Consider the following 26486-nt stretch of genomic DNA (forward strand, 5'->3'; position numbering starts at 1 on the left):
GTCCGTAACTTGACACACGCGAATCTGGCACTTGTTAGAGGCGGCGTCAATAGGCGGGATCAAGGGGCGTGGACCACGGCCGTCCGCCGCGCCCGTGCCCCCCTGGGTGGGTGACCCTTAGGGTCCCGTAATACCTGGGGCGGACGAGGAAACGGCTCTGAGGTCTGACGACGAACGTGGTCCGGATCACTACCGTCGAAGGCGTGACTGTGATCGCGACCGAAAGCCTGAGCAAGCGGTTCCCCCGGGTGACCGCGCTCGACCGGCTGTCCGTGGACATCGGACCCGGTGTGACCGGACTCGTCGGGGCCAACGGCGCCGGCAAGTCCACCCTGATCAAGATCCTGCTGGGGCTGTCCCCCGCCACGGAGGGCCGGGCCGAGGTGCTCGGCCTCGATGTCGCCGGCGAGGGCGCCGCCATCCGCGAGCGCGTCGGGTACATGCCGGAGCACGACTGCCTCCCGCCGGACGTCTCGGCCACCGAGTTCGTCGTCCACATGGCCCGCATGTCCGGCCTGCCGCCCACCGCCGCACGCGAGCGCACCGCCGACACCCTGCGCCACGTGGGGCTGTACGAGGAGCGCTACCGCCCCATCGGCGGCTACTCGACCGGCATGAAGCAGCGCGTGAAGCTCGCCCAGGCCCTGGTGCACGACCCCCAGCTGGTCTTCCTGGACGAGCCGACCAACGGACTCGACCCGGTCGGCCGGGACGAGATGCTCGGTCTGATCCGCCGCATCCACAGCGACTTCGGCATCTCGGTCCTGGTCACCTCGCATCTGCTGGGCGAGCTGGAGCGCACCTGTGACCACGTCGTCGTCATCGACGGCGGCAAGCTGCTGCGCTCCAGCTCCACCACCGACTTCACCCAGACCACGACCACCCTCGCGATCGAGGTCACCGACAGCGACGCACACCCCGACGGCACCCGCGCGCTCCGCGAGGCGCTGCACGCGCGCGGTGCCGTGGCCCACGCGGAGGCCGGCGGACTGCCCGGCGCCGGGCACATCCTGCTGCTGACCGCCACCGGCGAGGAGACGTACGACCTGGTCCGCGACGTGGTCGCCGACCTCGGCCTCGGCCTGGTGCGCATGGAGCAGCGCCGGCACCACATCTCCGAGGTCTTCACCAGCAGCGACGAACAGCGGAAGGAGGCCGTCGGCCATGGCCGTTGAGCATCCCCCGGCAACGCCCGCCGGCGACCAGAGCCGCATCCACGACATCGGCTACCGCGGCTACGACGGCCCCCGCCTCGGCCGTTCCTACGCCCGCCGCTCGCTGTACTCGCAGTCCCTGCGCGGCGCCTACGGCCTCGGCCGCTCGGTGAAGTCCAAGGTGCTGCCGATGCTGCTGTTCGCGGTGATGTGCGTGCCGGCCGCCATCATGGTGGCCGTCGCCGTCGTCACCAAGGCACACGAACTGCCGGTGTCCTACACCCGGTACGCGATCGTCACCCAGGCCGTGATCAGCCTGTACGTCGCCTCGCAGGCACCCCAGGCGGTCTCCCGCGACCTGCGCTTCAAGACCGTGCCGCTGTACTTCTCGCGGCCCATCGAGACCGCCGACTACGTCCGCGCCAAGTTCGCGGCGCTGGCCTCCGCGCTCTTCATCCTCACCGGCGCCCCGCTGCTGGTGATGTACGTGGGCGCGCTGCTGTCCAAGATGGACTTCGCCCATCAGACCAAGGAATTCGCCCAGGGACTGGTCTCCGTGGCCCTCCTCTCGTTGCTCTTCGCCGGCATCGGTCTGGTCATCGCCGCCTTCACCCCGCGCCGTGGCTTCGGCATCGCCGCCGTGATCGCCGTACTGACCATCTCCTACGGCGCGGTCTCCACCCTCCAGGCCATCGCCGACACCCAGGGCAGCGGCTCCGCCGTGCCGTGGATCGGGCTGTTCTCGCCGATCACGCTGATCGACGGCGTGCAGTCCGCGTTCCTCGGCGGCAGCTCCGCCTATCCGGGCGGCAGCGGTCCCTCCGCCGGCCAGGGCGTGGCCCACGTCCTGTTCGTCCTCGGCCTGATCGCCGCCTGCTACGGCATCCTCGTCCGCCGCTACCGCAAGGTGGGACTGTGACCACCCTGAACATCGACCACGTCTCCCGCTGGTTCGGCAACGTGGTCGCCGTCAACGACATCACCATGACCATCGGCCCCGGTGTCACCGGACTGCTCGGCCCCAACGGCGCCGGCAAGTCCACCCTGATCAACATGATGGGCGGCTTCCTCGCCCCCTCCACCGGCAGCGTCACCCTCGACGGCCAGCCGGTGTGGCGCAACGAGGCCATCTACCGGCACATCGGCATCGTCCCCGAACGCGAGGCGATGTACGACTTCCTCACCGGCCGCGAGTTCGTCCTCGCCAACGCCGAACTGCACGGCCTCGACGCCAAGGCCGCCCAGCGCGCCCTGGCCACGGTGGAGATGGAGTACGCGCAGGACCGGAAGATCGCCACGTACTCCAAGGGCATGCGGCAGCGCGTGAAGATGGCGAGCGCCCTGGTGCACGACCCGTCGCTGCTCCTGCTGGACGAGCCGTTCAACGGCATGGACCCGCGCCAGCGCATGCAACTGATGGACCTGCTGCGCAAGATGGGCGACGAGGGCCGCACGGTGCTGTTCTCCTCGCACATCCTCGAAGAGGTCGAGCAGCTCGCCCGGCACATCGAGGTCGTCGTCGCCGGACGGCACGCGGCCAGCGGCGACTTCCGCCGGATCCGCCGTCTGATGACCGACCGCCCGCACCGCTACCTGGTGCGCTCCAGCGACGACCGCGCCCTCGCGGCCGCGCTGATCGCCGATCCCTCCACGGCCGGCATCGAGGTCGACCACGCCGAGGGCGCGCTGCGCATCCAGGCCGTCGACTTCGGCCGCTTCACCGCCCTGCTGCCGAAGGTCGCCAGGGACCACGGCATCCGGCTCCTCACGGTCTCGCCGTCCGACGAGTCCCTGGAGTCCGTCTTCTCGTACCTGGTCGCGGCGTAGGAGGCCGAAGATGTACGACCCCACCGTCGCCCGGCTCACCTACCGGGCCCTGCTCGGCCGTCGCCGGGCCCTCATCCTCGGCGCGCTGCCGCTGCTGCTGATCGTGATCTCCGTGGCCGTGCGCGCCCTGACCGGGGCCGACGACCAGACCGCCTCCGACGTCCTCGGCGGCTTCGCACTCGCCACCATGGTCCCGATCATCGGCGTCATCGCGGGCACGGGCGCGATCGGCCCCGAGATCGACGACGGCTCCGTGGTCTATCTGCTGTCCAAGCCGTTGAAGCGGCCCACGATCATCTTCACGAAGCTCATCGTCGCCATCGCCGTCACCATGGTCTTCTCGGCCGTGCCGACGCTGATCGCGGGCCTGATCCTGAACGGCAACGGCCAGCAGGTCGCCGTCGCCTACACGGTCGCCGCGCTGGTCTCCTCCATCGCCTACTCGGCGCTGTTCCTGCTGCTGGGCACGGTCTCCCGGCACGCGGTGGTGTTCGGGCTCGTCTACGCCCTGGTCTGGGAAGCGCTGTTCGGATCCCTGGTGCCGGGCGCGCGCACCCTGAGCGTCCAGCAGTGGTCGCTGGCCGTCGCCCACAAGATCGCCGACGGACCGCTGGTGACCTCCGACGTGGGCCTGCCGACGGCCACCGTGCTGCTGGTGGCGGTGACCGTCCTGGCCACCTGGTACGCCGGTCAGAAGCTGCGGTCGCTGACGCTCGCCGGCGAGGAGTGAGCAAGCCGGAGCCGCCTCCTGTCCGGCCCTTCTCCACGCGTCCTTTATTCGGTGGCGTCCGTTTCGGCGGCGGGGCACAGTGGTCGTGCACCGTCCGCCGGGACCGCCCCGGCGACATGAACCGGGAGTGGAGGTGGGCGATGTCCATGCACGGCAGTACGCCCGGCTCCCGTCAGGGCGGCCCGAGGCCGGCTCCGGAGTAGTTCGCCATCTCTCCGTAGAGCCAGGGAACCGCCCGGGGCGGCCGCTTCGAGCACGCGAGCACCACGCTCGCGTGAGGCCGCCCACCCGGAGGATTGGCCGAGTGGCAAGGCACCGGCTTGCTAAGCCGTGGTCGGGCTGGAAAGCCCGCGCACGTTCGATCCGTGCATCCTCCGCGAGACGTTGCCACTGGGGCTCGGCCGCCTCGGCCGGGGTTCGTTGCCCAGTGCAGGGTGGTGCGGCCGAGCGCGCCCATGCGGCGGAGCCGCACATCGGACACAGTCCCGCGCTCCTTCAGAGGCGCGCCTGCCCGGGCCGGGGTTCGTTGTCTGATGCGGGACCCCTGTGGCCGGGCACGCGCACGCGGCGGAGCCGCATGTCGGACACGGCCCGCGCCCCTTCGGGCGCTGTCGGCCGACGGGCTACGCCAGCAGGTGTTCCAGGACCACCGCGATGCCGTCCTCGTCGTGGGAGGCCGTGATCTCGTCGGCCACCGCCTTCAGCTCCGCGTGGGCGTTGGCCATGGCCACGCCCCGGGACGCCCAGGCGAACATCGGGATGTCGTTGGGCATGTCGCCGAAGGCGATCGTGTCGGCCGCCTTCAGGCCCAGGCGGCGGGCCGCCAGCGACAGACCCGTGGCCTTGGACAGGCCGAGCGGGAGCAGCTCCACGATGCCCGCGCCCGCCATGACCACCGTGACGAAGCCGCCGGCCGCCTGCCGGGCCGCCTCCGCCAGCTCGTCGTCGGCCAGCGTCGGATGCTGTATGTAGATCTTGTTCAGCGGCGCCGCCCACAGGTCGGAGGCGTCCGTGAGCGGGGTGCCGGGCAGTTGGCCCGTGATCGCGTAGCCCGGGCCGACCAGCACTTCGCCGTCCAGACCGTCCCGGCTGGCCGCCAGATACAGCGGCCCCACCTCGGCCTCGATCTTGGCCAGGGCCACGCCCGCCAGCTGCCGGTCCAGGGTGACCGAGGTCAGCAGGCGGTGCGCGCCGGCGTCGTACACCTGGGCGCCCTGGCCGCAGACGGCCAGACCGTCGTAACCGAGGTCGTCCAGGACGTGCCGGGTCCAGGGGACCGCGCGGCCGGTGACGACGATGTGGGCCGCGCCCGCCGCGGTGGCCGCGGCGAGCGCGTCACGGGTGCGCTGCGAGATCGACTCGTCGGAGCGCAGCAGCGTCCCGTCGAGGTCGGTGGCGATGAGCCCGTACGGGAAGCTCACCGGGACACCGGCTCCAGGACCTCGCGGCCGCCCAGGTACGGGCGCAGCACCTCGGGGACGCGGACGGAGCCGTCGGCCTGCTGGTGGTTCTCCAGGATCGCCACGATGGTGCGCGGCACGGCGCACAGCGTGCCGTTGAGCGTGGCCAGCGGCTTGACCTGCTTGCCGTCGCGGACCCGGATGGACAGCCGACGGGACTGGAACTCGGTGCAGTCCGAGGTCGAGGTCAGCTCGCGGTACTTGCCCTGGGTCGGGATCCACGCCTCACAGTCGAACTTGCGGGCGGCCGAGGAGCCGAGGTCGGCGGAGGCGACGTCGATGACGCGGTACGGCAGCTCCAGCGAGGTCAGCCACTGCTTCTCCCACTCCAGCAGGCGTTGGTGCTCGGCCTGGGAGTCCTCGGGGGCGACGTACGAGAACATCTCGACCTTGTCGAACTGGTGCACGCGGAAGATGCCCCGGGTGTCCTTGCCGTGCGAGCCGGCCTCGCGGCGGAAGCACGGGGAGAAGCCCGCGTAGCGCAGCGGCAGCCGGTCGGCGTCGATGATCTCGTCCATGTGGTAGGCCGCCAGCGGGACCTCGGAGGTGCCGACCAGGTACAGGTCGTCCTTGTCGAGGTGGTAGACGTCCTGGGCGGCCTGGCCGAGGAAGCCGGTGCCCGCCATGGACTGCGGGCGCACCAGCGCGGGGGTCAGCATCGGGGTGAAGCCGGCCGCGGTCGCCTGCGCGATCGCCGCGTTCACCAGGGCCAGCTCCAGCAGGGCGCCGACACCGGTGAGGAAGTAGAAGCGGGAGCCGGAGACCTTGGCACCGCGCTCGACGTCGATCGCGCCGAGCAGCTGGCCCAGCTCCAGGTGGTCCCTGGGCTCGAAGCCCTCGGCGGCGAAGTCGCGGATCGTGCCGTGCGTCTCCAGCGTGACGAAGTCCTCCTCGCCGCCGACGGGCACGTCGGGGTGGACGAGGTTGCCGAGCCGGAGCAGCAGCTCCTGGGTCTCGGCGTCGGCCGCGTCGCGCTCGGCGTCGGCGGCCTTGACGTCGGCCTTCAGCTGCTCGGCACGCTTGAGGAGTTCTGCCTTCTCTTCGCCGGCGGCCTTGGGGATCAGCTTGCCGAGCTGCTTCTGCTCGGCGCGCAGCTCGTCGAAGCGGACGCCGGAGGACCTGCGCCGCTCGTCGGCAGACAGGAGGGAGTCGACGAGCGCGACGTCCTCTCCACGGGCGCGCTGGGACGCGCGCACACGGTCGGGGTCCTCACGAAGCAGGCGAAGGTCAATCACGAGGCCAAGGCTACCGGTGCCGGGTCTCGGCTCACGAATCACTATTACGGTGAGTTCGCATTCGAGGCTTACGTTCCGTTATGCGGTAATTGCCGGAGGTGTTCCCTCCGGTGCGCCGCAGGTCAAGCCGAAAGTGTCTCACTCCCTGGGACGGAGCAGGGCGCGGGTGTCCGGTTGACCCGATTCCCTTGTGGAGAACGGGATTTGGCGGGCCGGTTGTCCACAGAGATCCACACCCTCCCAAGAGTTATCCACAGGCTGTGTGGAAGATCTGTGGACTCCGGAATTGATCACTGGGGAAAGTCTCGGCGGGCCGAAGAATTCCCGGGTCAAACGTCGTCGACGCCCACGTTCGGGTGGAAAACGGTCGCCCTGAAAGATGAACCAGTGGAAACGGGTGGACGAAGAGCGGGTCAGGGAGCGATGACCTCGACCGGCCGCGGTAGGGCGATTTGTCGACCCTGTGCCCGCCCGCTGTCGACTTGTCCCCAGGTCGAGAAGGGCACCTGTGGATAACTTCTGTGGATAACGTTCGTCAGGCCGTACGACCGGTCAGAAGCGGCCGTCCTGACAGCGCGCCACCCAGTCCGCCGCCGCCATGAACTCCTCGTCCGACGTCCCCGGCAGGGTCGGCCGGGCCTCGCCCGGCGTCATGTTCGCCCGCGGATAGGAACCGAGGAAACGCACCTGGAGGCAGATCCGCCGCAGCCCCATCAGCGCCTCCGCCACCCGCCGGTCGGCGATGTGGCCCTCGGCGTCGATGCAGAAGCAGTAGTTGCCGATGCCCGCTCCGGTCGGCCGGGACTGGAGCAGCATCAGGTTGATGCCGCGCGAGGCGAACTCGCCGAGCAGGTCGCGCAGCGCGCCGGGGTGGTCGTCCCGCTGCCACAGCACCACCGAGGTCTTGTCGGCACCGGTGGGCGCGGCGGGCCGGGCCGGTCGGCCGACCAGCACGAAACGGGTCTGCGCGTTCTCCGCGTCGTGGATGCCGGTCTCCAGCGCCTCCAGGCCGTACCGGGCGGCGGCGAACTCGCCCGCGAAAGCCGCGTCGTAGCGGCCCTCCTGGACCAGGCGGGCGGCGTCCGCGTTCGAGGCGGCCGACTCCCAGACCGCGTCCGGCAGGTGGGCGCGCATCCAGTTGCGCACCTGGGGCTGGGCCGCCGGGTGGGCGGAGACCGTCTTGATGTCCGCGAGCTTCGTGCCGGGCCGGACCAGCAGCGCGAAGGTGATCGACAGCAGTACTTCGCGGTAGATCATCAGCGGTTCGCCCGCGACCAGCTCGTCCAGGGTGGTGGTGATGCCGCCCTCGACGGAGTTCTCGATCGGCACGAACGCGGCCTCGGCCTCGCCGGCCCGGACCGCGTCCAGCGCCGACTGCACCGACACGTACGGGATCAGCTCCCGGGTGGCCGTCTCCGGAAGCGTGCGCAGGGCGACCTCCGTGAAGGTGCCCTCCGGGCCGAGATAGGCATAGCTGGCTGGCATGGTCCTCACCCTAATGGCCGCGGGGAGACCCGTCGCGGGTGTCTCGGGAATACCACTCGGCCGGGTGGTTTGAACCCGGTTAGTCCCCCAAGCGGCCTCGGTTCGGCCATCCGAGCGTCCGCAGGCGTCCGCAGGCGTCCGCAGGCGTCCGCAGGCGTCCGCAGGCGTCCGCAGGCGTCCTCAGGCAGCCTCAGTCGACCGCGGTCATCCCTCCAGCAGCCGCTGACCCACGTACTCGCCCTTCGCCGCCCCGCCCGGCACCGCGAACAGTCCGCTCGCCTCGTGCCGGATGAACTGCGACAGCGCGTCGCCCCGGTCGAGCTTGCGCTGCACCGGGACGAAGCCGCGCAGCGGATCGGCCTGCCAGCAGATGAAGAGCAGACCGGCGTCCGGGGTGCCGTCCGCGTCGATGCCGTCGTGGTAGGAGAAGGGCCGCCGCAGCATGGCCGCGCCGCCGTTGCGGTCGGGCCGGGTGATCCGGGCGTGCGCGTTGAGCGGGACCAGGTAGTCACCGTTGGCGTCGGCCTTCTCCAGGTCCATCGGGGTCGTCTCGCCACCGCCGGACAGCGGCGCCCCGTCGGCCTTGCGGCGCCCGATGACCTGCTCCTGGGCCGTGGTCGACAGCTTCTCCCAGTCGTCCAGGAGCATGCGGATGCGGCGTACGACGGCGTAGGAGCCGTTCGCCATCCACGCCGGCTCGCCCGAGGCGGGCACGAAGATCCGCTTGTCGAAGTCGGCGTCCGACGGCTTCGGATTGCCCGTGCCGTCGAGCTGGCCCATGAGGTTGCGGGCCGTCATGGGGTGCGCGGTGGCCCCCGGGGAGCGGTTGAAGCCGTTCATCTGCCAGCGCACCCGGGCGGCCGACCCCGCGTCCTTCTGGATCGCGCGCAGCGCGTGGAAGGCGACCAGGGCGTCGTCCGCCCCGATCTGCACCCACAGGTCGCCGTCGCTGCGGGCCTTGTCGAGCCGGTCGGAGGAGAAGTCCGGCAGCGGGTCCAGCGCGGCCGGCCGCTGCTTCTCAAGCCCGGTCCTGCCGAAGAAGCTGTGCCCGAAGCCGAAGGTGACGGTCAGCGAGGACGGCCCCGCGTCCCGGGCCACATCGGTGTCGTCGTGCGGGGCGGGCTCGCCCGCCATCAGCCGCTCGGCCGTGGCCGACCAGCGGCGCAGCAGGGCCGCCGCCTCCTTGCGGCCCGCGCCCGCCACCAGGTCGAACGCGACGAGATGGCCACGTGCCTGGAGGCCCTCGGTGATGCCGGGCTGATGTTTCCCGTGAAACATCGCCCGGCCGGCACCGAGCGCGGTCAGCGGGGTGGCCCCGGCGGGCGCGGCGGCATAGCCCACGGCCCCGCCGGCCGCGCCGAGCACGAGCCCGGTGGCGCCTGCGGTGCCGAGCAGCGCGCGCCGGGAGACACCGCTCGCGCGGGCCACGGGCTCCGCCGCCGGGGCGTCGGGGGTGCGGACCTGGGAGAGGGACTGGTCGGGCATGGTGCGGTTCAGCCGATCTGCGCGTTCTTGGAGACGGTGGCCTGGTCGATGTCGGAAGTGCGGACCGTGACGGAGATCTTCCAGTCGCCGGCCACGGGAAGCTGCACCCCGTTCGCCGACCAGTGGCCGGTGGTGATGTGGTCCGGGTTCACGGGAAGCGGGCCGATCTTCTGTGCCTCCAGGGTGAAGGAGATCTTCACCTCCGGGACGTCGAAGGCCCGGCCGTTGGGCCGCTGGACGTAGACGTGCATCGTGTTGCCGCCCACCCGCGCGGGGTCCAGGTCGACGCGGACGACGCCCTTGCCGTCGGTGCCGCCGGTGTCGAACGGCATGTCCAGGGTGAGCGCGCCGGAGGCCGCCGAGGTGCCGGAGCCGGCCGAGGACGAGGTGGCCGCCTTGGCCTCCTGCTCGGTACGGCCCGGCTCGGTCTGGGTCAGCGCGGTGGTGACGGCGAGCAGTACCAGGGCGACACCGGCCTCGGCGAGCACCGAGCGGCGCAGTCCGAAGCGGTTCTCGTCGGCGTCGCGCAGCCGCTTCCGCCGGGCGGCGTCGACGGCCGCGCGCTGCCGGGCGAGCTGGGCGGCCCGCCGGGCGTCACCGGGGTCACCGGCCGTCCCGTCCGCGCCGCCGCCGGTGGGGTCACCGGCCTTCCCGTCCGCGCTGCCGTCACCGATGGGTTCGTCGGCTTTCCCCTCCAAGCCACCGCCACCGGCGTTCTCCTCCAAGCCACCGCCACCGGCGTTCTCCTCCGCGCCGCCGCCACCGGTCGGCGTGGCGGCCGGGACCCGGTCCGTGCGCGCCCGCTCCGCGTCCGCGCTCCGGTCGGTGAGCCGTCCCGTCCACCGGCGGGACAGGCCCGCGATGCCGACCAGCACCACCACCAGGGCGATCTTGGCCAGCAGCAGCTGCCCGTAGCGGGTCTCGGTGAACGCCGACCAGGAGCCGAGCTGCCGCCAGGACTGGTAGACGCCGGTGGCGACCAGCGCGAGGACCGAGCCGAAGGCCAGCCGGGAGAAGCGCCGGACGGCGGCGGCCTCGACCGGGTGCTCGGCGGGCGCCCGGTACAGCGCGGTCAGCAGGGTGGCGAGCCCGCCCAGCCAGGCGGCGACGGCCAGCAGATGGACGACGTCCACCGGCATGGCCAGGCCCGGCTGGAGCCCGGTGGAGGCGTGCTCGGCCATGGCCCAGCTGGTGGCGAGCCCGGCCGCGACGACCACTCCGCCGACCGCGAGCCCGAAGGTCAGGTCGCGCTTCTCGGCGGCGTCCTCGCGCCGGGTGTAGGTGCCGAAGAGGACGGCGACGAACAGCGCGGCGGCGGCGAGCAGCAGCAGCCGGGAGACCAGCGCGGCCCCGGTCTTGGTCTGGAGCACCTGACCGAGCAGGTCGAGGTCGAAGACGTCGGCGAACTTTCCGGTGGTGGTGTACGAGCCGCGCAGGAGCAGCAGCCACAGGGTGGCCGCGGTCAGCGCGATCCAGCCGCCGACGACGAGCCGCTGCACGGCCCGTACCCCCGCGCCGCGCCGCCAGCAGGCGAGCACGAAGGCCGCGCCGCCGGCGAGCACGATGAAACCGGCGTACGACACGTACCGGCCGAACGCGTAGAGCCCGCCCACGACCCCGCCGCCCGCGGCCGGCGCGGTGCCGGTCACGACGGTTTGCGAGGGCGCGCCGACGGAGAAGGTGAAGGCGCCGGCGACGGGGTGGCTGTCCGCGGAGACGACCTGGTAGGTGACGGTGTAGGTGCCCTTGGCCAGGCCGCTCTTGAGCTTCACGGCGTACGTCGTCCCGCTCACGTTGGCGGGGCTGCCCGTCTGCACCGGCTTGCCCTGGGGGTCGAGGACGCGCACGGAGTCGTCGCCCATGGCCACCGTCTCGGAGAAGGTGAGCGACACCTGGCTGGGTGCCGTGCCGGCCACCACCCCCTGCGCGGGTTCGCTGCCGGTCAGCGCCGCGTGGGCGGAGGCGGGTGAGGCGCCCGCCAGCAGCGCGCCGGTGACGGCGAGCAGGAGCAGCAGCAGGGTCCGCAGACGGGGGGCGGTGGTCCGGTTCACGGTGGTCCCTCCCTCAGTGGCCGGTCGACGGGTTGTACGTCGCGGACTTCACCGGCATCTCGACGGTGAGCGGCCCGGACTTGGCGAAGGTGAGCTTCACGCTGACCGTCTGGCCCTGCTTCGGCGCACGCTTCAGCTGTTCGAACATCAGGTGGTTGCCCCCGCTGCGGAACACCAGCCGGCCGTGCGCCGGTATGCGGAAGGAGGACTCCTCCGCCATGGCCCCGCCGGTGGTGCTGTGCATGGTGACCTGCCCGGCGACATCGCTGCTGACCGATGTCAGCTCGTCGCCGGCCCCGCCCTCGTTGGTGATCGTCAGGAATCCGGCGGCCATGTCGGCGGAGACGGGCTGGGGCATGTACGGAGAGCTGACGGACAACCGCGCCGCCTTGGAGTCCGAGTCCGCCGCGGAGGCGGAGCAGCCGGTGAGGGCCAGCGCGGCGGCGAGCGCGCCCGCGGTCAGGACGGCCCGGCGCCTCACGGGTTGGCTCCCTTGACGAGCTTGGGCAGGTCCCTGGTGTAGTCGTCCGCCGAGGCGTTCTCGCCGTAGAGGACGTAACCGGCGTCGGTCTTCGGGGAGAAGGCGACGACCTGGGTGCCGTGCATGGAGACGAGCTTGCCGTTCTTGTCCTTCTTCGTCGGTTCCACGGCGATGCCGAGGGACCGGGCGGCGGCCTGCACCTTGGCGAAGTCGCCGGTCAGCCCGATGAACCCGGGGTCGATGCCCTTGAGCCACTTGCCCAGCTCGGCGGGGGTGTCGCGGTCGGGGTCGGTGGTGATGAACACGACCTTCAGGGCGTCCTGCTCGGCCTTGGGCAGCGCCTTCTTGGCGACGGCGATGTTGCTCATCGTGGCCGGGCAGATGTCCGGGCAGTGGGTGTAGCCGAAGTAGACGAGGGTCGGGTGGCCCTTGGTCTCCTTGCGGAGGTCGTACTTCTCGCCGTGGCTGTCGGTGAGGACCAGGGCCGGCTTGTCGAACGGCTGGTCGAGGACGGTGGCGGGCTTGTTCGATTCGGTGCCGCCCGAGACCACGGCGATCGGTGCGTTGTCGTCGTTCCCGCTGCCGCAGGCGGAGAGGGTCAGGGTGGCGGCGGCGAGCAGCGCCGCCGCGGCGAACGTCTTCTTGCGCATAGGAAAATGTCCCAGATGTGTGAACTCCGGCGCGCACCGGGGTCGCGCGGAGCCGCGCGGGGACGGCCCCGCGCGACGCCCGGTACACGCTGTGGAACGAGGATCAGGCGGCGGTGCGGCGGCGGCCCGCGAAGACGCCGTAGGCCACGCCCGCGATGCCGATGACGATGCCGGCCACGCCGAGCACGCGCGCGGTGGTGTCGGTGCCGTCACCGGAGTCCGCGGCGGCCGTCTCCTCGGTCTTGCCGGACTTGTCGGTGGCGTTCGCGGCGCTCGCCGAGCCGTGCTCGTCCTCGGCGGCGGCCAGCTTCAGCACCGGCGCGGGGCTCTCCGGCTCGTCCTGGCCCTCCTGCGGGACCTCGATCCAGCGCACCACTTCCTTGTTGGAGTAGGTCTGGAGGGCCTTGAACACCAGCTGGTCGGTGTTCTCGGGCAGGGCGCCCAGGGAGAGCGGGAACTTCTGGAAGAAACCGGGCTCGATGCCCTTGCCGTCGGCGGTCCAGGTGACCTTGCTGACGGCCTCGTCGATCTTCTCGCCGTGCATGGTCAGCGGCTTGTCCAGCTTGGCCTTGGTGACGGTGGCCTTCCAGCCGGGCACCGGCTGCGGCATGACCGAGGCGATCGGGTGGTCGGCCGGCAGGCTGAGCTCGACCTTGGTGGTCGAGGCGTCGTCGCGCTCGTTCGGGACCTTGACGTTCACGACCGCGTAGCCGCCCTTGGCCGCGGTGCCCTCGGGCTGCACGGTGACGTGCGCGAACGCGGGGACGGACAGGGCGAGGACGGCCGAGCCGGCGGCGACGGTGGCGGCGGCGATACGAGAAGCCTTCATGGCAGGGAGTACTCCACTCCGGGTGAGATGCGTGGGTGATCGGGAGTACGCGTGCGCGGGCCGTGCCGCTCGGAGCGGCCGGTACCGGTGTGCGCACGCGCGTGTGCCGCACGACGGCGGCGCCTCCCGCCCGGCTCTCTCGGATCCGGTGGCGGTGGTCGTCGCGTCGTGTCAGGCGGCGAGGAGGAAGGCGGCGGCGGGCGGGCCGCGCCGGATCACCGTGTGCTGGAGTACGGCGGTGTGCGGGGCCGGGGTGTCGTCCCGCTCGGGGCGGTGGCCGCGCGGGCCGGGCCCGGCGTCGGGCAGCAGCCCGGCGCACAGGGCGCGCACCAGCGCGAGCGCGGCGCGCAGAGACCGTATGAGTGCCGTCTCCGCGACTCCGTGGGCTCCGTGCGCCGACAGCTCGATCAGCCGCAGCACGGCCAGATCCCCGCGGCGCAGCAGCCAGCCCGCGGCCACCGCCGCGAGCACATGGCCGAGCAGCATCGGCAGCGAGGGGAGCAGACCGGCCGGGGCGCCCGCGGCGCCGTGGACGTGCTCCAGGGTGCCCAGGGCCGGCGTCGGCCGGGCCGAACGGTCGATCAGCCGGGCGTCGAGCAGCAGCCGGTAGGCGTGCCCGGGGGTGAGGGACGACGGGGTCGACCCGCACAGGAGCCGGGTGGCCTGTTCCACCAGCGCGCGGTCACTGAGCGCCGAGCCGGTGGACCCGGCGGTCATCGCGGCCGTCGGCGCGGCCATCGCCCCGTGCTGGCCCAGCCCGAACAGCGTGTGCAGCACGGTCTGGCCGAGGGCGAGCAGCGCGGCGATGCCCGGCAGCGAGCGGGTCCGCCCGGCGAGCGGGGCCACGAGCAGCAGACAGCCGAGGAAGCCCGCGCCGAGCGTCCACAGCGGCACGCCCGCGCAGGAGGCCAGAATGTGCCCGCCCGCGGCCAGCGCGACGCAGGCCGCGGCGAACACCGCGGCCCGCAGTGTCCGGAGCCCGGCTCCGGGACGCGCCGTGCGCGGGTGGGGGGCAGTCATGGCGGGCTCATCATCCCACTGCCCCTGTCCGCTGCCTACGGCAGGTCGGCCGAGCCGTCGCCGATCACCGGTTCGCCCCGCCCATACACCGATTCCGGCCCCAGCGCATCGGCCATATGGGCCCGGCGACGCCGGCGGAGTGCTTATGGTCGCCCAGGCGTGGCAATACGTAACGGTATGTCGAGCCGCGGCCAGGAGGCTGGAGCATGAGCATCTGGTGGTCACTCCATCTGCGGCGCGAGGCCGCGAGCGTGCCGCTCGCGCGACGGCTGCTGATCGGCACCATGGAGACGGCGGGCGTCGACCCGGACATCTCCTACGACCTGTCGGTGGCCCTCACCGAGGCCTGCGCGAACGCGGTCGAGCACGGCGGGGACGCCGCGCCCGGCGCCTCGCAGGCCTACCGGGTGACGGCCTACCTCGACGGGGAGAAGTGCCGTATCGAGGTGGCCGATTCCGGGCCCGGTCTGCCCCGCGCCCAGGACTTCCGGCCGACCCGTGCGGACGCCGAGCACGGGCGCGGCCTGTGCCTGATCCAGGAACTGACCGACCACGTCCACATCGGGGCGAAGCCCGGTCTGGGCGGGACGGTGGTCAGCTTCGACAAGATCCTCAAATGGACGAAGGACCCCTCGCTGCTCACCGCGTGAGCGTGAGGGGTCCTTCGCCGGCGGATCAGCCCTTCAGCGTGGCCATCCACGCCTCGACCTCGTCGGAGCGGCGCGGCAGCCCCGCGGAGAGGTTCCGGTTGCCGTCCTCGGTCACGAGGATGTCGTCCTCGATCCGGACGCCGATGCCCCGGTACTCCTCGGGCACGGTCAGGTCGTCGGCCTGGAAGTACAGACCCGGCTCGACGGTGAGCACCATGCCCGGCTCCAGCGTGCCGTCCACGTAGGTCTCGGTCCGCGCGGCGGCGCAGTCGTGGACGTCCATGCCGAGCATGTGCCCGGTGCCGTGCAGGGTCCAGCGGCGCTGCAGGCCCAGCTCCAGGACGCGCTCGACCGGGCCCTCGACCAGGCCCCACTCGACGAGCCGCTCGGCCAGCACGCGCTGGGCCGCGTCGTGGAAGTCACGGTACTTGGCGCCCGGCTTGACGGCCGCGATGCCGGCCTCCTGGGCGTCGTACACGGCGTCGTAGATCTTCTTCTGGATCTCGCTGTAGGAGCCGTTGACGGGCAGCGTGCGCGTGACGTCGGCGGTGTACAGCGTGTGCGTCTCCACGCCGGCGTCCAGCAGGAGCAGGTCGCCGGAGCGGACCGGGCCGTCGTTGCGGACCCAGTGCAGGGTGCAGGCGTGCGGGCCGGCCGCGCAGATGGAGCCGTAGCCGACGTCGTTGCCCTCCACGCGCGCGCGGAGGAAGAAGGTGCCCTCGATGTAGCGCTCGGAGGTCGCCTCGGCCTTGTCGAGGACCTTCACGACGTCCTCGAAGCCGCGCACGGTGGAGTCGACGGCCTTCTGCAGCTCGCCGATCTCGAACTCGTCCTTGACCAGGCGCATCTCGGAGAGGAAGACGCGCAGCTCCTCGTCGCGTTCGGCGGTGACCTTGTCGGTCAGGGCCGCCTCGATGCCGGCGTCGTACCCGCGCACCACGCGGACCGGGCCGGTGGCCTCGCGGAGCTTGTCGGCCAGCTCGCGCACATCGGCGGCCGGGATGCCGTAGAGCGCCTCGGACTCGGCGAGGGAGTGCCGGCGGCCGACCCACAGCTCGCCCTGGCCGGAGAGCCAGAACTCGCCGTTCTCCCGGTTCGAGCGGGGCAGGAGGTAGATCGTCGCCTCGTGGCCGTCGCCCTTGGGCTCCAGGACCAGGACGCCGTCCTCGGTCTGGTTGCCGGTGAGGTACGCGTACTCGACGGAGGCGCGGAAGGGGTACTCGGTGTCGTTCGAGCGGGTCTTGAGGTTGCCCGCCGGGACGACCAGGCGCTCGCCCGGGAAGCGGGCGGAGAGCGCGGCGCGGCGGCGCGCGGTGTGCGCGGCCTGCTCGACGGGCTCCAGGTCACGCAGCTCCGTGTCGGCCCAGCCGGACTTCATGTTTTCGGCCAGCTCGTCGGAGACGCCCGGGTACAGGCCGTTCTTCCGCTGCTTGACCGGCTCCTCGGGCTCGGTCTCCGGGCCCTCCGCGGTAGCGGAGTCGGGCACAGCCGGGTTGAGCTCGTCGGACACGTGATCCTCCTCGATACGCCAGTGATCTCCCCCGGGGCCCGTGCGCTCCTGCTTGTGGCCGAGCGGGGCCTCCATCATCGTACGGTCGTACCGGGAGCGGGCGGGGCCGGATGACCTGTTATGCCCGGTCATACCGGTCGGCCGGAACCGTCGCCGGGGCCGTCAGTCGAAGCGGGCCGCCAGCAGGACCACGTCCTCCTCGCTGTCGGCCGTGTCCAGGCCGTCCGGCAGGACCGTGCGCAGGACGTGGTCGGCGACCGCCCCCGGGTCGTGCCGCAGCGCGCGCGGAACGCCCGTGGCGGCGGCGTGCAGCCGGGCGAAGGCGCGGTCCATCGGGTCGCCGGTACGGTGCAGCAGCCCGTCGGTGTAGAGCAGAACCGTCTCGCCGGGCTCCGTCTGCACCTCGGCGCTGGGCGCCTCCCAGCAGGCGAGCATGCCGAGCGGCGCGGAGACGGAGGTCTCGGCGAACTCGGTGCGCCGCTCGCCGATCAGCAGTGGCGGGCTGTGCCCGGCGCCGGCCAGGGTGATCCGGCGGAGCGCGGGCTCGCAGTAGGCGAACAGGGCGGTGGCCGAGCGGGCGGGCTCGGTCAGTCGCAGCAGCAGCTCCAGGTCGGACAGGACGGCGACCGGGTCCTCGCCCTCCATCACGGCGTACGCGCGCAGGGAGGCACGCAGCCGGCCCATGGCGGCCACCGCGCCGGGCCCGGAGCCGGTGACCGAGCCGACGGACAGGCCGAGCGCGGCGTCCGGCAGCGGCAGGGCGTCGTACCAGTCGCCGCCGCCGCGCGCGCTCGTGCGGTGCCGGGCGGCGAGCTGCACGCCGGGCACCCGGGGCAGCCGGGTGGGCAGCAGTCCGTCGGTGAGGGTCGCCACGCACGCGCGTGTGCGTTCCACTTCCAGCAGCCGGGCCAGGTGCTCGGTGGCGTGCCGGACGTACAGCCCGGCCAGATGGCGGCGGCGCTCGTTCGGCTCGGCCGGTTCGTCGTAGAACCACACCGCGGCGCCGAGCCGGCCGGCGGAGCCGGTGACGAGGGGCAGGGCGTAGCTGGCGGCGTAGCCGAGGCGGACGGCCACCTCGCGGTGGCGCGGGTCGAGGCCCTCCTCGGCGAGCAGGTCGGGGCGGACCAGCTCGGCGGTGCCGCCGGTGTCGTACGGGAGTGAGCCGCGCGGCACGGTCTCGAGGTGGCCGAGGTCGGCGCGGCCCAGGCCCAGGCCCAGGCTGGTGCGGGGGCCGAGGCCGTCGGCGGGGTCCAGGGCGACCAGGCCGCGGGGGGCGTCGACCAGGGTGGCGCCGGCGCGCAGCAGCTCGTGCAGGGCGGTGTCGAGGGCGCTGGTGCGCGAGAGGCGCTCGGTGAGTTCGTGGAGGGTCGTCAGATCGGAGACCCAGCCGGCCAGCCGGTCCTGGAGCAGGGTGCCGGGGGCGGGCGAGTGGGGCGCGGGAACGGCGGCGGTGCCTGGGACGGAAGGGGCGCCGGGGGCGGGAGGGGCTGGCGGCGCAGTGTGGGCGGGCGTGGGAACTGTTGAATCGATTCCAGCCACTTTCGGAGGGTGCGGGGCGTTCATGGTGTCCGGCTTCCAGACCGGCGCGTATTGCTGGAAAGCATCGCAAACCCCCATGTCATTCTGCGCCGCTAGCAGTGTCTCCACATGTACACGCACTCGTGAGGAGATGTCCAGCATTGTCCTGCCGGGATTCCTGGTGTCCAAGAGGTCGGAGCGGTTTTGCCCGAACCCCTTGCCTTACCGCCGAGTTGGCTGAAAACTGCCTCAGGTATCGGTCCATTGCGGTCGACTGGCCTTGCTCCACGGAGCGTCACAACGGTCGTGATGGGTACGTACTCGGAGAAGGCCAGGGGTGGTTGGGGGCCACCCGGAACCTGGCGACGGACCCGGGCGTCATAGCCACCGACGGCCGAGCCCCATCCTCCCGTGGCGGAGGCGGAGAGAAACACGCGCGACGCAAAACGCCAGACTTCGCCACCCCACGCCGCGGCCGTGCTTTTGATAGACGCACTATGGACGCGGACGCGGCCCACGCTCGACCCCCTTGGGGTACCCATGCCGTGAGCGGGGTGTGATGCGCCATCAGGTACGCACAGTGAAGTGATCGACACATGGTGTGATGTAGCCCACGGTGTTGCCAGCGGTGCAACGGAAAGGAACGAGCGCTCATGCGCGAGATCCTCGGAAGGCGACGCAGGCTCCTGTCCAGGCGGAGGCGGAACGGCGGGAAGCCCGAGCAGCTCGGCGCGGCCCTGACCTTCGCGACGGAATGGCAGTGGCCGGTACTCCCCGGTGTGGCGCCGGACCCGCAGGGGCGGGCCCGCTGCGCCTGCCCCGACCCGGAGTGCACGGTGCCCGGTGCCCACCCCTTCGACCCGGGTCTGCTCGCCGCCACCACCGACGCGCGCATGGTGCGCTGGTGGTGGACCAACCGGCCGAGCGCTCCCGTCATCCTGGCCACCGGGGGCCGGGCGCCCTGCGCGGTCAGCCTGCCGGCCCTCGCCGCCTCCCGCGCCCTCACCCTGCTCGACCGGCGCGGCATGCGGCTCGGCCCGGTGGTCGCCTCGCCCACCCGCTGGGCGCTGCTGGTGAAGCCGTACTCCATGGAGCAGCTCGGCGAACTGCTCTACGCCAAGGACTTCGTCCCCGGCTCCCTGCGCTTCCACGGGGAGGGCGGCTATCTCGCCCTGCCCCCGTCCGAGACCGGCCAGGGCGCCGTCCGCTGGGAGCGCGCCCCGCTGCCCGGCTCGGCCGCGCCCTGGGTGCCCGACGTGGAGGCCGTGGTGGACGCCGTGGTCGACGCCCTCACTCGTACGGGTGTGAGCGCGCCGGAGTTGTAGGGGTGTCGGGCGCGGCCGGGGCGGGCGGGGCCCGCCCGCTCGTTATCTTCCGGGCATGCTGCGTCATTCCGGTGGCCACCGCGCCCCACAGCCGCGCCACCGCGGGCAGCGCCCGCGCAGGCCGCGGCTGCTGCTCTCCCTCGGTGCCGTCGTGGCGGCCGCGGCCGCGCTGCCGCTGACCGTGGCGTCCGCGGGACAGGTGGGCGAGGCCGGCCGGACCGCCGTACCGGCCGATGTCCGGGCCGACGCGAAGACCGGCGCGCACGGCGCCCGCCGCTCCCCCTTCCTGCTCGGCATCGGGCTCGCCACCGCCGCCCGCTGCGGCCCGGCCCTCACCTCGCCGGACGGCATCGAGGCCCAGACCTGTGTGCTGACGCAGGGCGAGGACACCTGGGCGCGCACCTACTACCGCAACGCCACCGGCAGAGCGCTGGATTCGCTGTTGAGCCTGATGGGGCCGGGCGGCCGGACGGTCCAGACGCGCTGCGCCACCGGGACCGACGACGAGCCCGCGACCTGTGAGACACCGCGCGAACGCCTGCGGGGCCGGCCGGACGCCTACACGGCCGTCACCGAGTTCGCCGAGCGCGGCGGCAGGGGCGCGCTGCTGCTCCGCTCGGGCAGCAACACCTGAGGCTTGCCGGGCAGTTGACGCTCCGCCCGGCTCCGTACACCGGCGCGGAAGAGGCCGGGAGCATGGCCGCGGGCATGGAAAGGCCCGGTTGCTGGCGACGGGGGATGCACCAGCAACCGGGCTACAGGAACCGTAACAAGAGATCGGCGGTTCGCAAATTCGGTCTTGCCGATTCGGACACCGATTTTCCGGAAGATGCGCCGAGTTGTGACACGAGTCACCCTCCGCGCGGCCCGGCGGCACGGCTCGCCGGCCGGCCGCCCGGGCCTCCCCGCGTACGGCGCGTCAGCTGAGCGTGACCTGCCGGTTGGTCAGTCCGCCGCGGGCCCGGCGCTCCTCCGGAGTGAGCGGTTCCGTCACGGCGAGGGCGGCGGCGAGACGCTCGGCGAACTCGGTGGCCGGCCGCTCCACGTCCTTGGCCGAGATGGCGCTCGGCAGGTCCCAGACCGGCACGGTGAGGCCGTGAGCACGGAAGGAGCCCACGAGCCGGGTGCCCTCGCCGAGGCTGGAGCGGCCCGCCGCGTGCAGTCGCGCGAGAGCGTCCAGAAGCTGCTCCTCCGGGTGCGGCATGACCCAGCGCAGGTGGTTCTTCTCCGGGGTCTCGCACCAGTAGGCGGCGTCCACGCCGGACAGCCGCACGGTCGGGATCGCGGCGGCGTTGGCCCGCTCCAGAGAGGCGGCCACCTCCGGGGTGGCGTTCTCCGCGTCCGGCACCCAGAACTCGAAGCCGCTGTGCACGGCCGGCTGGAAAGCGCCCTCCGGGTCCAGCAGGTCCTGCAGCCGCGGGCCCTCGGCCGGGGCGCGGCGGCCCTGCACCGGGGTGCCCGGCTCGGCCTCCAGGGCGCGCAGCAGGGTGTCGGCGAGGTCGCGGCTGATGTCGCCGGACGCCGTGTCGTTCTGCAGGCCGAGCAGGACCGAGCCGTCGTCGCGGCGCAGCGCGGGCCAGGCCATCGGCAGCACCGTGGCGAGCGTGACCGACGGGACGCCCTCGGGCAGGCCGTCCCGCAGCGTCAGTTCGGCCGTCGCGGCCGGGACCAGCTCGCGCAGCGCGACCCAGTCGCACTCGCCGGGCAGTCCCTCGAACGGGCGGTGCACCAGCTCGGTCACGGCGTGCGCGGCGGCCCGGCCGTGGCAGGCCTTGTAGCGCCGGCCGCTGCCGCAGGGGCAGGGTTCGCGAGCGCCGACAACCGGGATCTCCCCGTCGATCAGCTGCGGCTTGGCCTTCGTCTGGGGGCGCTTCTTGGCCATGGTGGGTGTCTCCCGGTTACGGCGCTTCTCGTACGTCGGGAGCCTAGCCGTTCGGGCCATGACCGACGGGAACCTGTGGACAACGTACGGGCGCTCGACGGCTGGGAGGGGGATGAGGGAAGGGGATACGGGGGAACAGCGGGCCGGGGCCTGCTGGTTCCCGCCCGCGTGCCGCCGGTGCCCGGCGGTGGACGCGTGCCGGTGTGCGTCCGTGCCCGTCGTCGCCCGCCGGGGGCTGCCGACGTGCGCCCTGGGCGGTCGTCGCCGTGCCGGTAACGGTCAGTCCAAGTCCTCGAAGTCCTCGAACGCGTCGGCGAAGTCCAGACCGGACAGGTCCGGCAGGGACGGACCGGGGGAGGCCAGGCCGGGTCCGGTCAGGCCGGGTCCGGTCAGGCCGGACAAGGGCACGTCCGGGGCGGTCATGCCCGTCAGCGCCGTATCCGAAGCGGCCGTCAGGGCCGTATCCAGCGTCGTCGTGTCGGGTATGCCCGGCAGGGATGCCTCCGATATGCCCGTGAGCGGCGCGTCCCGCACGGGCGCGTCCCGCCCGGGCGCGTCCCGCCCGGACGCGTCCGGCGGCGCGCCGTTCGCGGCGGGCAGGGGAGGCAGTGCCACATCACCGGCCGTCGCACCCGGCAGGCCCGCCCCGGAGACCGCCGTCGCACCCGGCAGCGCCGCCTGGGAGGCCGCCGCCACGCTCGGCAGTGCGACCTCGGAGGTCGTCGCCACGCTCGGCAGTGCCAGGTCCGGGAGCGGTGTCTTCCCTGTCCTGGGCCGGGTGACGCGCGTAGCGAACGCGTCATGGGAGTGGCCCGCATCAGGATCGTGGACGTCCCCGTGGACCAGCACCCAGACCGTCACCTCGCCCTCGACGTCGTCCCGGACGCCCCAGTCGTCGGCGAGCGCCGTGATGATGTTCAGTCCGCGCCCGCCGTGCGCGGTCACCGACGGCGTCGCCGGTGCCGGGCGGGTCGGGCCGCCGCCGTCCGTGACCTCCACGAGGAGCCGCCCGCGCGCGTCGACCCGCCAAGCGGCGCGGACGTCGCCGTTTCCGGCCGGCGCGTCCCCCAGGGGCCGCCCGTGCCGGCAGGCATTGCTCAACAGCTCCGAAAGGATCAGTACGGCGTCGTCGATGACCGACTCCGCCACGCCCCCGCCGCGCAGCTGCGCCCGCATCCGGTGCCGCGCCTCCCCCACGCCCGCAGGGCCATGGGGTACGGCCATGCTCGACGACGTGGGCACTTCCTGTGCCACCACCAACGCCACCCCCGAGACCTCCTTCGCCCCACGCCACGGTGTGGATGCCCTCTTGGCCTGTACCGGAAACCGGCCAGTCCTCTTCCGGTGACGCACTCGGCACGGCCGGACACGCGGCGAACGCGCCGGTGCACTCCCTGTGACGGGGCCCGACGCTTCGCGTGGCGGCCCCGACGGTTTCGCGTGACGGAGCCGGCCGGTCGCCGCGGCGGACCTGACGGTCTCGTGTGACGGGTCCCGGACACTGCCGTTCGCCGGTGGGGGCGGTGGTTCAGCGGCCCAGCCGGTGGAGCACCGCGCGCGGGCGGTTGGTGATGATGGCGTCGACGCCCAGCTCGACGCAGAGGTCGACGTCCTCGGGCTCGTTCACGGTCCACACGTGGACCTGATGGCCGGCCTGCCGCAGCCGCTCCACGTAGGCGGGGTGGTTGCGCACGATGCGGATCGAGGGCCCCGCGATGCCCACGCCCGCCGGGAGCCGGCCGTCGCGCAGCCGGGGCGATACGAACTGCATCAGATAGACCGTCGGCAGGATCGGAGCCGCCGTGCGCACACGGTGCAGCGAACGGGCCGAGAAGCTCATGATCCGGACCGGTGACTCGGCGGCGGAGGCCGGCGCGGCGAGGCCGAAACGGTTCAGCAGGGCCAGCAGCCGTTCCTCGACCTGACCCGCCCAGCGCGTGGGGTGCTTGGTCTCGATGGCCAGCTCCACCCGCCGGCCGGCGTCCGCGACCAGTTCCAGCAGTCGCTCCAGGGTGAGGACGGAGGTGGCCTCGCGGTCCTCCGGGCGGTGCTCCCAGTCGGGCTCCTCGTCCCGCCCGTGCCAGGCCTCGCGCGTCTTCCAGGAGCCGAAGTCGAGAGCGGCCAGGTCGGCGAGTTCCAGCGCGGAGACCGCGCCGCGGCCGTTGGAGGTACGGTTCACCCGTCGGTCGTGGACGCAGACCAGATGGCCGTCCGCGGTCAGCCGTACGTCGCACTCCAGGGCGTCGGCGCCGTCCTCGATGGCCTTCCGGTAGGCGGCGAGGGTGTGCTCGGGGGCGTCTTCGGAGGCACCGCGGTGGGCGACGACCTGGATGGAGCGCTGTGGTGCGTGGGTCACCGCGTCATGGTGCCATCGTCGCCGGGCGAACGGGGCGGGACGGAGGCGACCGGGCGACGAACGAGCGGTGCCCTGATCGCTTATATAACTTTTAAGGTGAATGCCCCAACAGATCCTATATAAAGAGGACTGCCGGACCCACAGCCACGGCTTATGGTGCTCTGACGGCCCGTGGGAAAAGCTGACCGCAAGACCAGTGCGACCGACGACAACAGGCGTGGACCGAGGAGAAGAGCTGTGAGCACCGAGAACGAGGGCAACGCGGTACCCCCGGCGCCGTCCGCACCTCCCGTGCCGGTGGCCTCTCCCGACGCTTCCCCGCAGGGCGCCGCGCCCGAGGGGAACGCCCAGGGGGCGACCCGCTCGTCCGTGCCCCAGGAGAACCCGGCGGCCCCGCCCGCCGCCCCCGCGTCCGACCAGCCCCCGGCCGCCCACGGAGCGGCCCCGGCGGGCCAGGGTGCGGCGCCGGCGGGTCCGGCCCCCGACGGCTCCTGGCCGCCCCCGCCCCAGGCCAGCCCCTCCTACGGCTCCTACGGCTCCTACGGCGACGGAGCCGCGTACGGCGGTGGCGGTCCGTCCTACGGCGGTGACGCCGGGGGCCCGGGCGCCGGCTGGGGAGCCTCCTGGCAGCAGCCCGCGCCCAAGCCGCGCGGCGGACGCGGCGGCCTGGTGGCGGCGGTCCTGGTGGCCGCGCTGGTCGCGGGCGGTCTGGGCGGCGGCCTCGGCTACACCCTGGCCAAGGACCGGGACGACCGCGGCTCCACCACGGTCTCCGCCCCCGACAGCGCCACGCAGGTCAAGCGCGCGCCGGGCACGATCGCCAACGTGGCCGCCAAGGCGCTGCCCAGCACGGTGACGATCCAGGCCGAGAGCAGCGACGGCGAGGGCGGCACCGGCACCGGCTTCGTCTTCGACACCCAGGGCCACATCGTCACCAACAACCACGTGGTCGCGGAGGCGGTGGACGGCGGCCGGCTCACCGCCACCTTCCCGAGCGGGAAGAAGTACGACGCCGAGGTCGTCGGCCACGCACAGGGCTACGACGTCGCGGTCATCAAGCTCAAGAACGCTCCTTCCGACCTGCGGCCGCTCGCCCTCGGCGACTCCGACAAGGTGGCCGTCGGCGACGAGACCATCGCCATCGGCGCGCCCTTCGGCCTGTCCAACACGGTGACGACGGGCATCATCAGCGCCAAGGACCGTCCGGTGGCCTCCAGCGACGGCAGCTCCACCAGCAAGGCGTCCTACATGAGCGCCCTGCAGACCGACGCGTCCATCAACCCGGGCAACTCCGGCGGCCCGCTGCTGGACGCCTCCGGGGCGGTCATCGGCATCAACTCCGCGATCCAGTCCTCGGGCAGCGGCGGCTTCGGCTCCGGCCAGTCCGGATCGATCGGCCTGGGCTTCGCCATCCCGATCAACCAGGCGAAGTACGTCGCCCAGCAGCTGATCAAGACCGGCAAGCCGGTGTACGCCAAGATCGGCGCGTCCGTCTCCCTGGAGGACTCCTCCGACGGCGCGAAGATCACCGATCAGGGCACGGGCGGCGCCGCCGCGGTCGAGTCCGGCGGCCCGGCGGACAAGGCCGGCCTGAAGCCCGGCGACGTCATCACCAAGCTCGATGACCACGTGATCGACAGCGGCCCCACCCTGATCGGCGAGATCTGGACCCACCAGCCCGGCGACAAGGTCAAGATCACGTACAAGCGGGGCGGCCAGGAGCACACGGCGGACCTGACGCTGGGCGCGCGCGAGGGCGACAGCTGACGGGGCCGCCCGCCGCGGCCGGCGGGCCGGTAATCTGTACCCGCGCCGTCGGTCTCCGCCGGCGCGGGGAGGCGTGCCCGAGCGGCCGAAGGGAACGGTCTTGAAAACCGTCGTGGCAGCGATGTCACCGTGGGTTCAAATCCCACCGCCTCCGCAGAGGTCATAAGCATGCAGGTCAGAAGGGGTGCCCCTCTTGAGGGACACCCCTTCTAGGTGGGGCCTGTCTCACCTTGACCCAGCTCTGTAGCGTTGTGGATCACTGTGTGTGGACCAGGTGTGGACCAAGGTTCCACCGTCTGAAGCGACAGCGACGTCACAACGGCATCATGCGGCGGCAGGTGGCTCTCCCTGGTCCGTCGGGGGAGCTTGCTCGTTGCTCTGCGACGTCCGGGTCTCCTTGTCGCGGAAACGCCGCCATGCGTCGCGAGTCTGGGCAGCTGATTCGAGCAGGCCCGAAAGTTGATCAAGGGTGGTTTTCAGCGCGATGAGAATCGCGGCCACAGTGGTGATTGCGATCGTCACAGCCGTGTCCAACGGTCTCAGTACCTTCCGAGGTAACGTGACCGAGCCTTGGCTCATGCACAGGGCATTCGTCAGCTCGGCCACTGCGTGAGTGGTCGAACTGAGAAGCCCTGCGTCCGACGTATCGCCGGGTATCTCAGTCGGCAGGTCTTGAGCCCCGCCGTGAATCAATAGGGTGATGATCAAGGTTTGATGCTGTGGGCAAGCGTGATCACACACCGCTACGGCTGGCCGACATCGGATGAGCGGGCCTCACCTCCATTCGAAGGGACTAACCCACTCGACAGCCCGCCCACTGACCTGGAACTCCCCGCACATCGAGTGCGGATCACAGGCCAAGAACGGCAAGAGTGATCTTGCTTGGTGCTCACAGGAGTTCGCAGCTCCACCGTGGGCACGTCCAAGAGCATAGCGTATGACTGGAAACTAGGGCTCAACTCAAGGCAGTTCGGAAACGAACTACAGAAACGCAACAGCCTCGCCCCGTCGAGGCGGGGTGAGGCTGCAAGACCCAGAATCGTCAGCGTGTCGAAGCTCGATCCTCTTGAT

General features: G+C 72.2%; 22 protein-coding genes, 2 tRNA genes and 1 pseudogene. 10 read left to right on the forward strand and 15 right to left on the reverse strand.

The window, feature by feature from the left end; all coding sequences use genetic code 11:
* Window positions 1-209 precede the first annotated feature (209 nt).
* The 5 genes from Srubr_RS31815 to Srubr_RS31835 all read left to right on the forward strand — a co-directional run bounded on the left by Srubr_RS31815 (window position 210) and on the right by Srubr_RS31835 (window position 4088).
* The gene (locus Srubr_RS31815) at window positions 210-1175 is read left to right on the forward strand and encodes an ABC transporter ATP-binding protein (RefSeq protein ID WP_189995316.1); all 966 of its coding nucleotides are present in this window, start codon (window positions 210-212) and stop codon (window positions 1173-1175) included.
* On the forward strand, window positions 1165-2073 hold the full coding sequence (locus Srubr_RS31820; protein WP_189994843.1) for an ABC transporter permease: 909 nt from the start codon (window positions 1165-1167) through the stop codon (window positions 2071-2073). Before Srubr_RS31815 ends, Srubr_RS31820 begins: the two co-directional genes overlap by 11 nt.
* Window positions 2070-2981 (forward strand): ABC transporter ATP-binding protein, encoded by a 912-nt coding sequence (locus Srubr_RS31825; protein ID WP_189994841.1) that lies wholly within the window; start codon window positions 2070-2072, stop codon window positions 2979-2981. Before Srubr_RS31820 ends, Srubr_RS31825 begins: the two co-directional genes overlap by 4 nt.
* 10 nt (window positions 2982-2991) lie before the next feature.
* Window positions 2992-3711, forward strand: a complete 720-nt coding sequence (locus tag Srubr_RS31830; RefSeq protein ID WP_189994839.1) for an ABC transporter permease — start codon at window positions 2992-2994, stop codon at window positions 3709-3711.
* Between the two features lie 290 nt (window positions 3712-4001).
* A tRNA-Ser gene (locus Srubr_RS31835) sits at window positions 4002-4088 on the forward strand.
* A 246-nt stretch (window positions 4089-4334) separates the two neighbouring features.
* On the opposite strand, the gene Srubr_RS31840 is transcribed toward Srubr_RS31835, so the two are convergent.
* From Srubr_RS31840 to Srubr_RS31880, 9 genes are all read right to left on the reverse strand, one after another.
* Window positions 4335-5132 carry an HAD family hydrolase gene (locus tag Srubr_RS31840; RefSeq protein ID WP_189994837.1) on the reverse strand — a complete coding sequence of 266 codons (798 nt, stop codon included), beginning with the start codon at window positions 5130-5132 and terminating at the stop codon, window positions 4335-4337.
* Entirely contained in the window at window positions 5129-6406 is a 1278-nt protein-coding gene (serS, locus tag Srubr_RS31845) for a serine--tRNA ligase (protein WP_189994835.1), read from the reverse strand. The genes Srubr_RS31840 and serS overlap by 4 nt, the downstream gene beginning before the upstream one ends.
* Before the next feature lie 552 nt (window positions 6407-6958).
* Window positions 6959-7891: a prephenate dehydratase gene (pheA, locus tag Srubr_RS31850; RefSeq protein ID WP_189994833.1), complete on the reverse strand. Its 933-nt coding sequence runs from the start codon at window positions 7889-7891 to the stop codon at window positions 6959-6961.
* A 204-nt stretch (window positions 7892-8095) separates the two neighbouring features.
* A complete protein-coding gene (gene efeB, locus Srubr_RS31855; RefSeq protein ID WP_189994830.1) occupies window positions 8096-9376 on the reverse strand; it encodes an iron uptake transporter deferrochelatase/peroxidase subunit in 1281 nt (426 codons plus the stop codon).
* A gap of 8 nt (window positions 9377-9384) precedes the next feature.
* Window positions 9385-11427 carry a copper resistance CopC/CopD family protein gene (locus Srubr_RS31860; RefSeq protein WP_189994828.1) on the reverse strand — a complete coding sequence of 681 codons (2043 nt, stop codon included), beginning with the start codon at window positions 11425-11427 and terminating at the stop codon, window positions 9385-9387.
* A gap of 13 nt (window positions 11428-11440) precedes the next feature.
* Window positions 11441-11908 carry a copper chaperone PCu(A)C gene (locus Srubr_RS31865; protein ID WP_189994826.1) on the reverse strand — a complete coding sequence of 156 codons (468 nt, stop codon included), beginning with the start codon at window positions 11906-11908 and terminating at the stop codon, window positions 11441-11443.
* Window positions 11905-12558, reverse strand: a complete 654-nt coding sequence (locus Srubr_RS31870) for an SCO family protein (RefSeq protein WP_189994824.1) — start codon at window positions 12556-12558, stop codon at window positions 11905-11907. The genes Srubr_RS31865 and Srubr_RS31870 overlap by 4 nt, the downstream gene beginning before the upstream one ends.
* A gap of 103 nt (window positions 12559-12661) precedes the next feature.
* The gene (locus Srubr_RS31875; protein ID WP_189994822.1) at window positions 12662-13387 is read right to left on the reverse strand and encodes a YcnI family copper-binding membrane protein; all 726 of its coding nucleotides are present in this window, start codon (window positions 13385-13387) and stop codon (window positions 12662-12664) included.
* Between the two features lie 171 nt (window positions 13388-13558).
* Complete coding sequence (locus Srubr_RS31880; protein ID WP_189994820.1) at window positions 13559-14407, reverse strand: hypothetical protein; 849 nt, start codon at window positions 14405-14407, stop codon at window positions 13559-13561.
* Window positions 14408-14613: 206 nt separating this feature from the next.
* Here Srubr_RS31880 and Srubr_RS31885 point away from each other — a divergent pair, with 206 nt between their 5' ends.
* Window positions 14614-15057 (forward strand): ATP-binding protein, encoded by a 444-nt coding sequence (locus Srubr_RS31885; RefSeq protein WP_189994818.1) that lies wholly within the window; start codon window positions 14614-14616, stop codon window positions 15055-15057.
* A gap of 25 nt (window positions 15058-15082) precedes the next feature.
* On the opposite strand, the gene Srubr_RS31890 is transcribed toward Srubr_RS31885, so the two are convergent.
* The gene (locus Srubr_RS31890) at window positions 15083-16567 is read right to left on the reverse strand and encodes an aminopeptidase P family protein (RefSeq protein WP_189994816.1); all 1485 of its coding nucleotides are present in this window, start codon (window positions 16565-16567) and stop codon (window positions 15083-15085) included.
* A gap of 162 nt (window positions 16568-16729) precedes the next feature.
* Window positions 16730-18247 carry a PP2C family protein-serine/threonine phosphatase gene (locus tag Srubr_RS31895; protein WP_189994814.1) on the reverse strand — a complete coding sequence of 506 codons (1518 nt, stop codon included), beginning with the start codon at window positions 18245-18247 and terminating at the stop codon, window positions 16730-16732.
* A gap of 491 nt (window positions 18248-18738) precedes the next feature.
* Between Srubr_RS31895 and Srubr_RS31900 the strand changes: the two genes are divergently transcribed.
* Both Srubr_RS31900 and Srubr_RS31905 read left to right on the forward strand, forming a co-directional pair.
* The gene (locus tag Srubr_RS31900) at window positions 18739-19410 is read left to right on the forward strand and encodes a bifunctional DNA primase/polymerase (protein ID WP_189994812.1); all 672 of its coding nucleotides are present in this window, start codon (window positions 18739-18741) and stop codon (window positions 19408-19410) included.
* A 55-nt stretch (window positions 19411-19465) separates the two neighbouring features.
* Window positions 19466-20044 carry a hypothetical protein gene (locus tag Srubr_RS31905; RefSeq protein WP_229926657.1) on the forward strand — a complete coding sequence of 193 codons (579 nt, stop codon included), beginning with the start codon at window positions 19466-19468 and terminating at the stop codon, window positions 20042-20044.
* Window positions 20045-20329: 285 nt separating this feature from the next.
* On the opposite strand, the gene Srubr_RS31910 is transcribed toward Srubr_RS31905, so the two are convergent.
* The 3 genes and pseudogenes from Srubr_RS31910 to Srubr_RS31920 all read right to left on the reverse strand — a co-directional run bounded on the left by Srubr_RS31910 (window position 20330) and on the right by Srubr_RS31920 (window position 23648).
* On the reverse strand, window positions 20330-21292 hold the full coding sequence (locus Srubr_RS31910; protein ID WP_189994810.1) for a DUF5926 family protein: 963 nt from the start codon (window positions 21290-21292) through the stop codon (window positions 20330-20332).
* A gap of 738 nt (window positions 21293-22030) precedes the next feature.
* Window positions 22031-22645 (reverse strand): annotated as a pseudogene (locus Srubr_RS31915) (ATP-binding protein); the annotation flags it as partial.
* Between the two features lie 175 nt (window positions 22646-22820).
* Window positions 22821-23648, reverse strand: coding sequence for a glycerophosphodiester phosphodiesterase (locus Srubr_RS31920; RefSeq protein WP_189994808.1), 828 nt, complete (start codon window positions 23646-23648; stop codon window positions 22821-22823).
* 237 nt (window positions 23649-23885) lie between these two features.
* On the opposite strand from Srubr_RS31920, the gene Srubr_RS31925 reads away from it, so the two are divergent.
* Window positions 23886-25415, forward strand: a complete 1530-nt coding sequence (locus Srubr_RS31925) for a S1C family serine protease (protein ID WP_189994805.1) — start codon at window positions 23886-23888, stop codon at window positions 25413-25415.
* Window positions 25416-25482: 67 nt separating this feature from the next.
* Window positions 25483-25569 (forward strand) — tRNA-Ser (locus Srubr_RS31930).
* Between the two features lie 170 nt (window positions 25570-25739).
* On the opposite strand, the gene Srubr_RS31935 is transcribed toward Srubr_RS31930, so the two are convergent.
* The gene (locus Srubr_RS31935) at window positions 25740-26123 is read right to left on the reverse strand and encodes a hypothetical protein (RefSeq protein ID WP_189994803.1); all 384 of its coding nucleotides are present in this window, start codon (window positions 26121-26123) and stop codon (window positions 25740-25742) included.
* Window positions 26124-26486: the final 363 nt, after the last annotated feature.

This window comes from Streptomyces rubradiris, from assembly GCF_016860525.1.
In the GTDB taxonomy this organism is placed as follows: Bacteria; Actinomycetota; Actinomycetes; order Streptomycetales; family Streptomycetaceae; genus Streptomyces; species Streptomyces rubradiris.

Coding starts and splice junctions, on each gene's coding strand:
- efeB (WP_189994830.1), bottom strand. CDS start 9,376: ATGCCCGACCAGTCCCTCTCCCAGGTCCGCACCCCCGACGCCCCGGCG.
- Srubr_RS31905 (WP_229926657.1), top strand. CDS start 19,466: ATGCTGCGTCATTCCGGTGGCCACCGCGCCCCACAGCCGCGCCACCGC.
- Srubr_RS31875 (WP_189994822.1), bottom strand. CDS start 13,387: ATGAAGGCTTCTCGTATCGCCGCCGCCACCGTCGCCGCCGGCTCGGCC.
- pheA (WP_189994833.1), bottom strand. CDS start 7,891: ATGCCAGCCAGCTATGCCTATCTCGGCCCGGAGGGCACCTTCACGGAG.
- Srubr_RS31820 (WP_189994843.1), top strand. CDS start 1,165: ATGGCCGTTGAGCATCCCCCGGCAACGCCCGCCGGCGACCAGAGCCGC.
- Srubr_RS31900 (WP_189994812.1), top strand. CDS start 18,739: ATGCGCGAGATCCTCGGAAGGCGACGCAGGCTCCTGTCCAGGCGGAGG.
- Srubr_RS31880 (WP_189994820.1), bottom strand. CDS start 14,407: ATGACTGCCCCCCACCCGCGCACGGCGCGTCCCGGAGCCGGGCTCCGG.
- Srubr_RS31830 (WP_189994839.1), top strand. CDS start 2,992: ATGTACGACCCCACCGTCGCCCGGCTCACCTACCGGGCCCTGCTCGGC.
- Srubr_RS31885 (WP_189994818.1), top strand. CDS start 14,614: ATGAGCATCTGGTGGTCACTCCATCTGCGGCGCGAGGCCGCGAGCGTG.
- Srubr_RS31910 (WP_189994810.1), bottom strand. CDS start 21,292: ATGGCCAAGAAGCGCCCCCAGACGAAGGCCAAGCCGCAGCTGATCGAC.
- Srubr_RS31870 (WP_189994824.1), bottom strand. CDS start 12,558: ATGCGCAAGAAGACGTTCGCCGCGGCGGCGCTGCTCGCCGCCGCCACC.
- Srubr_RS31895 (WP_189994814.1), bottom strand. CDS start 18,247: ATGCTGGACATCTCCTCACGAGTGCGTGTACATGTGGAGACACTGCTA.